The organism is Flavobacterium sp. T50_26 (assembly GCF_057652995.1).
In genome coordinates this window covers 88,819-101,626 of record NZ_JBYFCC010000012.1, presented here as the reverse complement: position 1 = coordinate 101,626, position 12,808 = coordinate 88,819, and the positions used below count along the sequence as shown (strand labels likewise).

Genomic DNA, 12,808 nt, shown 5'->3' with positions numbered 1-12,808 from the left:
GAAATGAAAGAATGTTTCCACATAAATTTCAATTTAAAATTTTTAACAACACCGTTAATAATCGCATTTTTTATGACAAGTTGTTCCGTTACAAAAGAATTAGACGTGGAAGTGTTTGAAACTTCAGAAGCTGGAAATTCATTAACAAAAATGACAAAATTTTCAGCAAGCGAAAATCCAATTACTATTAGTATAAATCCTCAAGAAAAATTTCAAACTATCACAGGAATTGGAGGATCTTTCACTGAATCTTCAGCTTATTTGCTCAATCGATTAAGTAAAGAAAATAGAAAAAAAATTCTCGATGCTTATTTTAGTGATGAAGGTGCAAAGTATTCATTAACCAGAACACATATTGCCTCTTGTGATTTTTCATTGAGTAATTACACCTATGCCAAAGTAGAAAACGACATGAAGTTGGAACATTTCACTATCGAAGATGATAAAAACGATTTGATTCCGATGATTTTAGAAGCGAAAGCGATTTCTAAAGATGGGTTTAAAATAATCTCTTCACCTTGGTCCTGCCCGCCTTGGATGAAAGACAATAAAAATTACGTTGGCGGAAAATTATTACCCGAATATAACGATGCCTTTGCACTCTACTTTTCAAAATATTTAGAGGCCTATAAAAAAGAAGGCATAGATATTTGGGGAGTTACAGTTATCAACGAACCGCATGGAAACGGAAACAACTGGGAAAGCACACATTTTTCACCCGAAGAAATGACTTTGTTTGTACAAAATCATCTCGGACCAAAATTAGAAAAAGATGGTTGGAAGGATGTAAAAATCTTCGGCTACGACCAAAACAGAGCCGGTTTACCGGAATGGGTAGATGCGATGTATAAAAACGAAGAAACTTCCAAATATTTTGCCGGAACTGCCATTCATTGGTATGAAAGCACCTATGATTTTTTTCCGGATGCGTTGCAATATGCTCACAAAAAAGCACCCAATAAATATTTAATCGAAACCGAAGGTTGCGTAGATTCTGAAATTCCACATTGGCAAGATGATGCTTGGTATTGGAAAAAAGAAGCAACCGATTGGGGTTGGGATTGGGCAAGTGAAAAAGACAAACATTTACATCCAAAATATGCTCCGGTAAATCGTTATGCAACCGATATTATTGGTTGTTTGAACAATTGGGTAGATGGTTGGATTGATTGGAACATGGTTCTTGACCGTCAAGGTGGGCCAAATTGGTTTAAAAACTGGTGTGTGGCTCCGGTAATTGTTGACCCTGAAAAAGATGAAGTTTATTTTACACCTTTATATTATGTAATGGCACATTTCAGCAAATTCATGCGTCCGGGAGCTGTTAAAATTGGTTGTACAATAAGCAATAATGAATTAATGGCTACTGCAGTTAAAAATCCTGATAACTCGATTGCCCTTGCAGTTTTTAATCCAACAAATAAAGTGCAAACACTGAAAATTCAACTCAATAATAAAATCAAAAATATTTCAATCGATGCAAATGCTCTGCAAACGGTTGTAATTAAATAATAATCTAAAAATACCTTAGTTATGTCAAATAATACTTTAAAAGCTAAAGTCCCAATGGGTCAAAAAATAGCATTTGGCCTAGGAATGTTAGCAAATCAAATGTTCCCTGCGGCACTGGGTATTTTTATTGTTGTTCTGGTTGAAAATCTGGGCTTTCCGGGTTGGATGTTGGGCGTAATCTATTTTGTACCTAAACTTTTTGACGCTGTTACTGATCCAATTATGGGGTTTATCACCGATAATACAAAATCAAAATGGGGACGAAGAAGACAATATGTATTTATTGGAGCAATCGTTATGGGATTATCATTTGCCTTCATGTGGCAATTGTATTCCGGCGATAGTGTGAATTATAATTTCACCTATTTTTTAATATGGTCATTAGCCTTTTATCTTGGTTTAACTATTTTTAGTGTTCCCTACGTAGCGATGGGTTATGAAATGAGTGATGATTTTCATGAACGCACAGACATAATGGCTATAGCTCAATTTATTGGTCAATTAGCGTGGGTAATTGCTCCTTGGTTTTGGGTAATTATGGCAGATAAGTCAATGTTTGAATCCGGTGAAATTGCAACAAGAACATTAGCCATTTATGTAGCCATTGGTTGTACTATTTTAGCTGCAATACCAGCAATCTTTATCAGTAGTAAGTCATCCTTAAATGAGAAATATGAGCCTTTAACCATAAAAAGTATTGGAAGCAGTTTTGATCTAATCATTGAGGGTTTTAAAGACGCTTTAAAAATCGTTCCATTTAAAAAGTTATGTATCGCAACTTTTCTAATATTTAATGCTTTCAATACCATAGCAGGCTTTTCTTACTTCATTATAAAATATTATCTATTTAGTGAAAATCCGGATCAAATTGGTTTTTGGCCTACTCTATTTGGTAGTGTTGGGGCAATTGTAACAACCTTAGTAGTTATTCCAATTGTATCCAAAATGTCTAAAATAGTTGGTAAAAAGAAGGCATTTATTTGGTCGCAAAGTATTTCAATCATTGGTTACATTCTATTGTGGTTTCTTTTTGTACCAGGAAAACCCTATTTATTTCTTTTTGCCCTACCCTTTTTCTCATTCGGAATTGGAAGTTTATTTACATTAATGATGTCTATGACGTCTGATGTAATTGATATTGATGAACTAAATACAGGCAAACGCAGAGAAGGAATTTTTGGAGCCATTTACTGGTGGATGGTAAAATTTGGATTAGCAATTGCTGGTTTATTAAGCGGTTTAATTTTAACTCTTGTAGATTTTAAATCAGGAGCACCAACACAAACCTATGAATCAATGTTTGGGTTGCGAATATTTTTCTCAGGTTTACCAATTCTGGGTACTTTGATTGCAATTTGGGTCATGCGAGATTATGATGTAACAGAAGAACGTACGTTAGAAATAAGTGCAGAATTAGCTAAAAGAAAAGCACTTAAAAACACTCAATCTTCTTCCTATTTACCAGGAAAATTAAAATCATTGATAAAAAACAACAACATAAACACTAGTAATGGTTCCTCCTTCAATATCAAAAATACATCTGAAATAAAATCGATTTATTCAGAAATATTAAATAATGGCATTCACGGTCTTTGTTTTAGTCCCTATGTTGAAGGTCAACAAGCTGGAGATATTTTATCTTCTAATCAAATAAAAAGACGATTAGATATAATTGCTCCACACACCAAATGGATTCGTTCGTTTTCATGTACCGAAGGAAATGAATTAATACCTGAAATTGCTCATCAAAAAGGATTAAAAACAGTTGTTGGAGCATGGATAAGTAATGATAAGGTGAGAAATGAAAAAGAAATTCAAACACTTATAAGATTAGCCAAAGCCGGTTTAGTTGATATTGCCGCCGTTGGAAATGAAGTTTTACATCGTAACGAAATTTCAGAAGAAGAACTTATTGACTACATCAAAAGAGTCAAAGAAGCATTACCAACTATTCCTGTATCTTATGTAGATGCGTATTATCAATTTTTAGATAAACCAAATCTAATTTCAAATTGTGACGTGCTTTTGGTAAACTTTTATCCATTTTGGGAAGGAGCTCATAATGATTATGCTATTTCCTATCTGCAAAACATGTTGGAAGTTACACAATCAGTAGCAAAAGGAAAGAAAATAATTATCTCAGAAACTGGTTGGCCAAGTAAAGGAGAAAGTGTTGACGAAGCAGTTCCATCAGAAGTTAATGCCATGAAATATTTTGTTGTATCTCAAGAATGGGCAAAAATTAACAACATTGAGTTATTTCACTTCTCCTCTTTTGATGAATCCTGGAAAGTGAAACAAGAAGGAACTGTTGGAACTGCTTGGGGAATTTGGGATAAAAACGAAAAATTAAAATTTGAATTAAAAACAGATACGTATGTCATTTAGAGAAGGTCATTATTTTTCATTCGATGAAAATAAAAGTTATACGGATAGCAAAAATGTTCCTCAGGAAATTCAAATCGCTGAATATACCTCAGAAGAATTATCCAAATTATGGCTAAAAACGCTAAAAAATGGTATGCATGGCATTTGTTTTAGCATGTATGAAAACGATCAGAAACCTGGTGATATCATTTATGGTGAACAAGTAAACAGACGTATTCAAATTCTTAAACCTTATGCCAAATGGGTTCGGTCATTTTCATGTATCGAAGGCAATGAACACATTCCAAGAATTGCTCATGAAAACGGAATGAAAACCTTAGTTGGTGCTTGGTTGAGTGATGATTTAGAACTTAATGAAAAAGAAATCGAAGGTCTTATTACTTTAGCCAAAGAAGGTTGCGTAGATATTGCCGCTGTTGGAAATGAAGTTATGTACCGAAACGATTTAACCGAAGAGCAATTACTAGAATACATTGGTCGTGTAAAAGAAGCTCTTCCAAATATTCCTGTTGGCTATGTTGATGCATATTACGAGTTTTCACATCGTCCGAGAATTACAGAAATTTGCGATGTTATTTTAACCAATTGTTATCCCTATTGGGAAGGTTGCCCAATTGAACACGCCTTTAATCATATGAAAAGTATGTTCGAATCGGCTAAGCATGCCGGAAACGGAAAACGTGTAATCATCACCGAAACCGGTTGGCCAAGTCAAGGTGGGTCGCTCAAAGGTGCAGTTGCATCTCATGAAAATGCCATGAAATATTTTATCGATACCCAAAATTGGTCCAAACAAAATGATATTGAAATATTCTACTTTTCCTCTTTTGATGAAGGTTGGAAAGTTGGCCCCGAAGGTGAAGTTGGTGCGTATTGGGGATTATGGGATAAAAATGAAAAATTAAAATACCAAACTGATAAATAAAAAAATAAACCTTCTTAAAAATATCAAACATATCAGTTATCTAAACTTATATGCTGGTTAAAAAAAGGAAAAATACAGTTAAAGGTTATCCTTTTAACTTAAAAACGCTATGTTAATCTGCCCTATTATTATGAAAAAATCAATCTTTTTTGCTCTCTTTTTATCCTTATTTATGACCTCACAATCTAGTAATGCTCAAGTTGATGTAGTATACAACGATCTTGTATGGTCTGACGAATTTGATTCTAATGGTGCCGTAAATTCAACCAAATGGCATCATCAAACGCAATTGCCAAATGGTGGAAGTTGGTTTAACGGTGAAGTACAACATTATACTAACCTCATTTCAAATTCATTTATAAACAATGGTGTTTTGAACATTGTGGCAAAAAAAGAAAACTATACCAATCAAGGCGTAACGAAACAATATACTTCTGCCCGATTAAATTCAAAATTTGCATTTCTATATGGTCGTGTTGATATTCGAGCAAAAATACCAACCAATCAAGGTACGTGGCCTGCTTTATGGATGTTAGGTAAAAACGTAAACGAAGATGGTGGTTTTTTTGATAATCAGTTTGGAAATACGGGTTGGCCTGCTTGTGGCGAAATTGATATCATGGAACACGGAATCACGCAATCGCAACCTGCAGGTTACGTACAAAGTGCCATTCATACGCCTTCATCATTTGGAAATACCGTTAATCATGGAGGTACAATTGCTTCAAATTTAGGAAATGACTTTCATGTTTATTCAATGAATTGGTCTCCGTTTCAAATTACTTTTCTTTTGGATGGAGTAGCATTTTACACCTATAATCCGGCAGTTAAAAATGCGAATACATGGCCGTTTGATGCAGAACAATACCTTTTGTTAAACATCGCTATGGGTGGAGTTGCCGGAAATATTCCTTCTAATTTCACACAAGCAACAATGGAAATTGATTACGTTAGAGTTTACCAAAATACTTTAGTTGATTCGGAAGCTCCTACTAATTTTACGGCTTCTGTTGGAGAAGTAACGAGCTCTACGATTGAATTGCTATTAAATGCAGAGGACAATTCGGAGAATGTAGTTTATTCAATCGATTATGATGGTCAAAATATAACTACGGCAAACCCTTCCGGAGAAGAAAAATCAGTTATCATTCCAAATTTGATGCCTTCTACAACATACAATTTTTCTGTTTCAGCAAGTGATGTTACCGGAAATGAATATATCAACAACCCAATTCTTTTAAGTGCAACAACAACTGCAGTAACTGGTTGTTCAGGAACCGATACAGAAGCACAACAAGGTAATTTCTCCATTGGATATAATTATGCTTTTGAAACAATTGGAAACGATGTGAAAATTACGTTTGAATTATTAGATACCGATAAAGTGGGTGTCGTTGCTTTCTTATGGCGACAAACTCCATTTACAGAATATCAAATGACAAATGTTTCAGGAAATGTTTACACATACACAATTACCGGACAAACCATTGGTTCAACAATAAGTTATGCTGTTAAATTTGCTTATGCAGGAGGGTTATCTGTTACCCGCTATTTTTCATATGTTGTGGGAGATGATTGTTCACTGACAGTTGATTCTTCACAAGACCTCGATTTATTTACTTTTGTTAATCCTGTATCGGATTATATGTATTTAAATCCGAATGTTTCAATTGATAAAGTAGAAATTCACAATTTACAGGGTAAGTTGGTTTTAGTTTCATCTACACCAAATGATTCAATAAACATCAAAAATTTATCAAAAGGAATGTATTTAGTAAGTGTTTATCAAGAAAATAAAAAAAGTGTCAAAAAAATGATTGTAAAATAAACCTGATTTGTTTTTGTGGCTTATTTTTTACTATTTATCTTATTAACAGGTTATTAACCAATATTTTTTGGTTTTGTTAATAAAATTAAATAGCTTTGTTTGAATCAAATTACTCTAAATATGAAAAAAATTATTCTCATATTAGTATTTGTTGCCACAAACTTAGACTTACTAGGTCAAACCGTTCAGGATTCTCCAAAACTATTCACGGAGGCTGTTCGAACAAACTTTCTCAAATATAGATCGCAAAGCAACGAAGCATATCGTGTTGGCGATTTTGAACGAGGTCAATTTTTATTTGATAGTTTAGTTCAAAATCAACTCATTGGTTCCAAGTTTAATGATTATTCTTTAAAAAGAGTTTCTAACCGAAAACTCAAAATGAGTAAAATTAAAAAACCAATTTTTCTGATAACTTATGCCGCTTGGTGCATTCCCGGAAAAGGAGAAATTCCCGCACTAAACAAATTGGCAAAAGAAAATAAAGACATTGAATTTATTGTAATTGTTTGGGGCAAAAAACAAGAGGTTAAAAAATTTGCAAAAAAATTCAGCAGTAATATCGAAATCTGTTACGCTCACAAAAATTATAAAAACGACAATGAAATCGTAGAAAGCATGCGTGAAACATTAGGCTTTCCTACCTGTTATATGATTGATGAACATTTGCAAGTTGTAAATATCAAAAGAGGTTCTGCTCCTACTCCATTTAAAACACCAACAAAAAAAGCGGTAGAAATGAATTATACGGTTTTTAAAGATCGCATTTCGGAGCTAATAAAATTCAAAGAAGACAAAAAAGAATTGCTGGTTACCAATTAATTATTTCCCTAAAATAAGTTTTCCTGCTACAAGCAATAAAATAACCCCAAAGATTTTTTTGAGTATTTTTTCATCAATTTGAACAGCAAATTTACTTCCGATGTAGCCACCTATAACAAAAAACACAGCAATAACGGCCGCATATTTCCAATCCACATAGCCTTCTTTGTAGTAGTTAAATGCCGCCAAAGCTGTTACAGGAACAGATAGAACCGCCAAACTCGTTCCTTGTGATTGGTGCTGTGTCATCCCCAAAAGCAAAAGTAAAGGCACCATAATAATTCCTCCTCCAATGCCAATTAATCCACTCAAAATTCCGGCCATCAGTCCGATAAACAATAAAACGATTAAAGTTGAAATAGTCATTCTCATTGGTTTATTTAATATCCTTCTGTTGGAATTTCAATTGTATATGTCTTCTTAGTTTTATTTTCTAATTTCTTATCACGTAACCACGGATTATGAATTTTTAAAATCTTATAGTTAATTCCTTGATTTTTAGCAAAAACAGCCAAGTCAGTAATTGTAGAATCAATTTCAATTTTCTTCACTTCGATTGGATGATACAATTGCTCGCTCGGAATTTCAAAACCGTATTTGGCAGAATTTTTCATGATTTCTTTCAAAGCTAAAATTCTAAAAACATAACGTGAAGTTTCTTCCGTTAGCAACAAATCATAATAATCCGTTACTTGTTGATTGGTAATTTGTTTATTCACACCGCCCGAACCACCATTGTAAGCAGCTGCAGCTAAAGTCCAATTTCCGAACTTATTTTTTGCAGCTAAAAGATAACGACATGCTGCCTCAGTTGATTTTTCAAGATGATAACGTTCGTCTACAAAATCATTCACTTCCATTCCGTGCTCTTTAGCAGTTTCAGGCATAAATTGCCAAACACCACGAGCTCCTGCGGGAGAAACCACGTTGGCTAAACCACTTTCAATAACAGCTAAATATTTAAAATCATCCGGAATTCCATGTTTTTTCAATATCGGTTCAATTACCGGAAACGCACGATTTGCTCTTTTAAGAATTAATGTTGTGGTAGAATGCAAATTGGTGTTAATAACCATTTCTCTATCCAATCGCTCACGAACATCGGCAATGTGTAAAGGCGTTTTTTCACCTGCAAAATCAATTTCCAAAGGAAGTGCTACTACTTCTCTTTTTTCTGCTACAACAATTTTCTTTGATGTTGAGTAAACAAATAGTCCGCTTAAACCAATTAAAACTGCTGCTATTGCTACATTTCTTATCCTTTTCATACCTATCAATATTTATTTGTTAATTGTAAAACTACAAAAATCAGTCCAACTCAGCTATTATTTAAAATAATTTTTGGCAAATTTTCATTCAACCATTTGAATTTATTTAAAATCATGATGTGGGTTCCACCTTTTACAACGGTACAATCCTTTATATATTTTATTGGAAAAACATCATCTGCATCTCCGTGAATATGAATTACTGATTGATCCGGATCGGTTCTATCCCAAAGGATAATTGTTTCAATCGCCCAATCTAAATAGCATTTATCTCGTACACAAAGATAGCGATCATATAATTTTAATCGTTGCTTGACCGTATCACCGTAGGCAAATTTTGACAATGTTTCCACATTTTGAACCAAGCCTGTTGGCAATAATTTGTAAACTTTGGTTGATTTTGCAATTTTTAATCGTCTGGGATATTCCTTATTCGATTTTACACTTGAAATAATAATTGTCTTTTTTACCGGAATCACTTTCGCCATTTCCTGCACAATTACACCACCAAACGAAACGCCAATTAAAACCGGGTTTTTGTGTTTTATATTTTTTGAAAGTCGGATGCAATAATCGGCTACTGATTCTTTTGGATTTGGAAGTATCCATTCTAACAAAAATACTTCAAATTGATCCTTTGGCAATTCGATACGTTCAAAAATCGACGTACTTGCGGCTAAACCAGGCATCAAATAAACTGGAATTTTTTCCATAACAATTATTTAAATTCAAAATTAAAGCTTTACGATGAAATTGAATTGAATTGGTAGTTAATTTACTGATAATTTTAGTAATAGCAGACATTAACATTCTTTTTGAAATAAAATTTTTAAAAAGCCGTACCTTTGTGTAAACAAATTTCATTTTTCCTAACCCAACAAAAGTATGGAAATCAAAGACAATCAATTATTAAGACAATTTGAAACCCAAACCGACTCCGGTTTATTGGTAATGGAATATGCCATACAAGAACGAAAGCTATTTTTAACAAAACTTCATCATTCCGAAGAGTTAGAATTGGATTACATCAATGATTTCATAAAAGCAGTACTTGCAATTGCTGAGGAAAGAAAGTTTAAAGTTGTTCCTACGCACCCAAAAGTGACTCATTTCTTCAGAAAAAACCCGGTTTACAAAGAATTATTACCACCCGGAATAAAATTGTAACTATGAAATGTCCGCTTTGTTCTTCGCCATCCAACCATTTTTACAGTCATAATTCGAGAGAATTTTATTTCTGTACCACTTGTTTTTCTGTCTTTTTGGATGATAGAAATTACATCTCTAAAACTGAAGAACAAAAACATTATGAACTTCACAATAATGATGTAAACGATCCTGGTTATCAGCAATTTGTTTCTCCTATTGTTGATGCTATCAAAAAAGACTTTTCTCCAAAACATAAAGGATTAGATTTTGGCTCAGGAACCGGTCCGGTTATTACAAAAATGCTTCGCGATGAAGGTTTTTCTATTGTGGAATATGACCCATTTTTTGCAAATAATCCGCAAGTTTTAACCGAAAAATATGATTTTATTGCTTGTTGCGAAGTGATTGAGCACTTTCATCATCCGTACAAAGAATTCAAAAAGTTATATGATTTGCTTTTACCCGGCGGAAAATTATATTGCAAAACCGATTTCTTTTCGGAAACCAAGAATTTTGATTCGTGGTATTATAAAAATGATCCTACACATGTTTTCTTTTATCACCCAAAAACAATGGAATGGATTAGTAAAAACATGGGGTTTTCTAAATTTTATATTGATGGGAGAATGACGGTTTTTGAGAGGTAGTTTTCAGTCACACTCCCAGTTTTCAGCCCGACCACAGAAGCAGTTTTCCCGCCCAGTTGTGTCATTCCGACGCAGGAGGAATCTCATTACACTAGAATGATAATAATTTAAAAACTTTATGTGATTTCTCCCGCTGGTCGAAATGACACAAATGAGAAAATTCTATTTTTTTTAAACCGAAACAACATTCCTCACAAACTCCATCCTAACCGAACCATCTTCATCAATTTTTGTCAATTTAATTTCGTGTAATGTATTCACCAATTCCGGATTCCAAGGTGTTTTTACTTTTACGTAATTTTCAGTAAAACCGTGAATATAACCTTCTTTATTTTCGGCTTCAAACAAAACTGTACGGGTAGTTCCGAGTTGACTTTCGTAGAATGCTCTTCTTTTCTTAACGGATAATCCGCGAAGCATTTTACTTCTTTTGGAGCGAACATTTGCCGGAATCACATTTTCCATTTCAGCTGCTTCAGTATTATCTCGTTCAGAATACGTAAAAACGTGCAAATAGGAAATATTTAAATCATTCAAAAAATGATAGGTTTCTAAAAAATGTTCGTCGGTTTCACCTGGAAAACCTACAATGACATCTACACCAATGCAAGCATCAGGCATTACTTCGCGAATTTTATTCACTCGATCCACATACAACTCACGTAAATAACGACGTTTCATTTTCTTTAAAATGTCATTACTTCCCGATTGCAACGGAATGTGAAAATGTGGCACAAACGTTCGGCTTTTTGAAACAAAATTAATCGTTTCATTTTTCAATAAATTCGGTTCGATGGAAGAAATTCGCAATCGCTCAATGCCATCTACTTGATCCAAAGCCTGAACCAATTCTAAAAAAGTATGTTCGTGTTTTTTATTACCAAATTCGCCTTTACCGTAATCACCAATATTTACACCGGTTAACACAATTTCTTTGATGCCTTGTTGTGAAATTTCCTTTGCATTATTCAACACATTTTGCAATTCATCACTTCGTGAAATTCCACGAGCAAGCGGAATGGTGCAATACGTACATTTGTAATCGCAACCGTCTTGAACTTTCAAAAACGCACGCGTTCTATCTCCAATGGAGTAACTTCCCACATAAAAATTGGCTTCTTCAATCTCACACGAATGAATTTCGCCCATGTCATTTTTACTCAAGTCATTGAGATAATCAGTGATTTTGAATTTTTCTGTCGCACCCAAAACCAAATCTACACCATCAACAGCAGCCAATTCTTCGGGTTTTAACTGAGCATAACATCCTACTGCAGCAATAAAAGCTTTATCATTATTTTTCAATGCTTTTTTTACAATTTGTTTGAATTGTTTATCAGCATTTTCTGTTACCGAACAAGTGTTAATCACATAAATATCAGCAACTTCTTCAAAATCAACTCGTTCAAAACCTTCTTGTTGAAAATTTCGAGCAATAGTAGATGTTTCTGAAAAATTCAGTTTACAGCCAAGCGTGTAAAAAGCGACTTTTTTATTATTTTTCATAGCTAGCGTCCATTAATGAAATCGTTGTCAGAGAATGAACGTGGCAAATTTACAAACAATTTTAAAATACATTCGTTTTTTCAAAACCGATTTAGTCGCAATTATTAATTATATAACAATTTCTCAAAATAATGTAATGCAAAATGTACAAAAATGATGGAATTTTGAAAGTAACAAAAATTACAAAATCGTTTAAAAATCTATATTATGTCTAAAGAAAATTTATTTAATGAAGAAGGAATTGCTAAGCTTAAAGAAATAGCTGAAAAAGCCCGAAATTGTATGTTTATTACCAATTTGAAAACCAGTTTACCATTTAACGCAAGACCAATGAGTTTGCAAGAATGTGATGAAGAAGGAAATTTATGGTTTATTAGTAGTAAGGAAAGTAATAAAAATATGGAAATTCTACAAGATAATCAGGTTCAACTCTATTTTATGAACAATGGGGATTATGAGTACTTATCTATTTTAGGAAATGCACATATTTATGACAATAAAGCGATGATTGACGAAAAATGGTCAGTTTTTGCAAATGCGTGGTTTGATGGAAAAGAGGATCCAAACGTTAGCATAATCAGAGTACAACCTTCTGAAGTCTATTATTGGGATACAAAATCCGGAAAATTTATTTCAATGCTACACTTTTTTGGAGCGATTGTTAGCGGTAAAAAATCTGATAACTCAGATGGAGTAGAAGGAAAAATAACTGTGTAACGAAAAAGAAATCCTGTAAGTTTTTATTTTTGTTTGTCATTCCTAA

At 33.4% G+C, this 12,808-nt stretch carries 12 protein-coding genes; 8 read left to right on the top strand and 4 right to left on the bottom strand.

Features of this window, described 5'->3' with window-relative positions; all coding sequences use genetic code 11:
• The first annotated feature begins 3 nt into the window (after positions 1 to 3).
• The 5 genes from AC23MC_RS09160 (at position 4) to AC23MC_RS09140 (ending at position 7,475) form a co-directional block, all read left to right on the top strand.
• Entirely contained in the window at positions 4 to 1,512 is a 1,509-nt protein-coding gene (locus AC23MC_RS09160) for a glycoside hydrolase family 30 protein (protein WP_487568065.1), read from the top strand.
• Positions 1,513 to 1,533: 21 nt separating this feature from the next.
• Positions 1,534 to 3,900, top strand: a complete 2,367-nt coding sequence (locus AC23MC_RS09155; RefSeq protein ID WP_487568064.1) for an MFS transporter — start codon at positions 1,534 to 1,536, stop codon at positions 3,898 to 3,900.
• Positions 3,890 to 4,825 carry a glycoside hydrolase family 17 protein gene (locus AC23MC_RS09150; protein ID WP_487568063.1) on the top strand — a complete coding sequence of 312 codons (936 nt, stop codon included), beginning with the start codon at positions 3,890 to 3,892 and terminating at the stop codon, positions 4,823 to 4,825. The genes AC23MC_RS09155 and AC23MC_RS09150 overlap by 11 nt, the downstream gene beginning before the upstream one ends.
• Positions 4,826 to 4,955: 130 nt before the next feature.
• Positions 4,956 to 6,653, top strand: a complete 1,698-nt coding sequence (locus AC23MC_RS09145; RefSeq protein ID WP_487568062.1) for a family 16 glycosylhydrolase — start codon at positions 4,956 to 4,958, stop codon at positions 6,651 to 6,653.
• Between the two features lie 120 nt (positions 6,654 to 6,773).
• Positions 6,774 to 7,475, top strand: coding sequence for a TlpA family protein disulfide reductase (locus tag AC23MC_RS09140; protein ID WP_487568061.1), 702 nt, complete (start codon positions 6,774 to 6,776; stop codon positions 7,473 to 7,475).
• Here the strand turns inward: AC23MC_RS09140 and AC23MC_RS09135 are convergent, their stop codons facing one another.
• From AC23MC_RS09135 to AC23MC_RS09125, 3 genes are read right to left on the bottom strand one after another with little or no spacing between them, the layout of a single operon-like run.
• Positions 7,476 to 7,841, bottom strand: a complete 366-nt coding sequence (locus AC23MC_RS09135; protein WP_487568060.1) for a sulfite exporter TauE/SafE family protein — start codon at positions 7,839 to 7,841, stop codon at positions 7,476 to 7,478.
• 14 nt (positions 7,842 to 7,855) lie between these two features.
• Positions 7,856 to 8,743: a lytic transglycosylase domain-containing protein gene (locus AC23MC_RS09130; RefSeq protein WP_487568059.1), complete on the bottom strand. Its 888-nt coding sequence runs from the start codon at positions 8,741 to 8,743 to the stop codon at positions 7,856 to 7,858.
• Positions 8,744 to 8,793: 50 nt separating this feature from the next.
• Entirely contained in the window at positions 8,794 to 9,456 is a 663-nt protein-coding gene (locus AC23MC_RS09125) for an alpha/beta fold hydrolase (protein WP_487568058.1), read from the bottom strand.
• Between the two features lie 172 nt (positions 9,457 to 9,628).
• Here AC23MC_RS09125 and AC23MC_RS09120 point away from each other — a divergent pair, with 172 nt between their 5' ends.
• Both AC23MC_RS09120 and AC23MC_RS09115 read left to right on the top strand, forming a co-directional pair.
• Complete coding sequence (locus AC23MC_RS09120) at positions 9,629 to 9,910, top strand: GNAT family N-acetyltransferase (protein ID WP_487568057.1); 282 nt, start codon at positions 9,629 to 9,631, stop codon at positions 9,908 to 9,910.
• Between the two features lie 2 nt (positions 9,911 to 9,912).
• A complete protein-coding gene (locus AC23MC_RS09115; RefSeq protein ID WP_487568056.1) occupies positions 9,913 to 10,539 on the top strand; it encodes a class I SAM-dependent methyltransferase in 627 nt (208 codons plus the stop codon).
• 171 nt (positions 10,540 to 10,710) lie between these two features.
• Here AC23MC_RS09115 and mtaB read toward each other — a convergent pair whose 3' ends face one another.
• Positions 10,711 to 12,045, bottom strand: coding sequence for a tRNA (N(6)-L-threonylcarbamoyladenosine(37)-C(2))-methylthiotransferase MtaB (gene mtaB / locus AC23MC_RS09110; RefSeq protein WP_487568055.1), 1,335 nt, complete (start codon positions 12,043 to 12,045; stop codon positions 10,711 to 10,713).
• 207 nt (positions 12,046 to 12,252) lie between these two features.
• On the opposite strand from mtaB, the gene AC23MC_RS09105 reads away from it, so the two are divergent.
• Entirely contained in the window at positions 12,253 to 12,762 is a 510-nt protein-coding gene (locus tag AC23MC_RS09105; protein WP_487568054.1) for a pyridoxamine 5'-phosphate oxidase family protein, read from the top strand.
• Positions 12,763 to 12,808 lie beyond the last annotated feature (46 nt).